General features: G+C 51.8%; 1 rRNA gene. It reads right to left on the reverse strand.

Annotation, left to right across the window (positions count from 1 at the left end):
• Positions 1 to 585: ribosomal RNA gene (locus ACFO4O_RS15190) — 23S ribosomal RNA — on the reverse strand; the annotation flags it as partial.

Consider the following 585-nt stretch of genomic DNA (forward strand, 5'->3'; position numbering starts at 1 on the left):
TAAATAATATCTGGTGGTGCGCACATCCGCAGCTTCGGTATATTGCTTAGCCCCGTTACATCTTCCGCGCAGGCCGACTCGACTAGTGAGCTATTACGCTTTCTTTAAAGGGTGGCTGCTTCTAAGCCAACCTCCTAGCTGTCTTAGCCTTCCCACATCGTTTCCCACTTAGCAATATTTTGGGACCTTAGCTGGCGGTCTGGGTTGTTTCCCTCTTCACGACGGACGTTAGCACCCGCCGTGTGTCTCCCGGATAGCACTCATCGGTATTCGGAGTTTGCAAAGGGTTGGTAAGTCGGGATGACCCCCTAGCCTTAACAGTGCTCTACCCCCAATGGTGTTCGTCCGAGGCTCTACCTAAATAGATTTCGGGGAGAACCAGCTATCTCCCGGTTTGATTGGCCTTTCACCCCCAGCCACAAGTCATCTCCTGACTTTTCAACGTCAGTGAGTTCGGTCCTCCAGTTGATGTTACTCAACCTTCAACCTGCCCATGGCTAGATCACCGGGTTTCGGGTCTATACCTAGCAACTAAACGCGCAGTTAACACTCGCTTTCGCTACGGCTCCCCTAATCGGTTAACCT

Source organism: Glaciecola siphonariae (genome assembly GCF_042652645.1).
GTDB lineage: Bacteria > Pseudomonadota > Gammaproteobacteria > Enterobacterales > Alteromonadaceae > Glaciecola > Glaciecola siphonariae.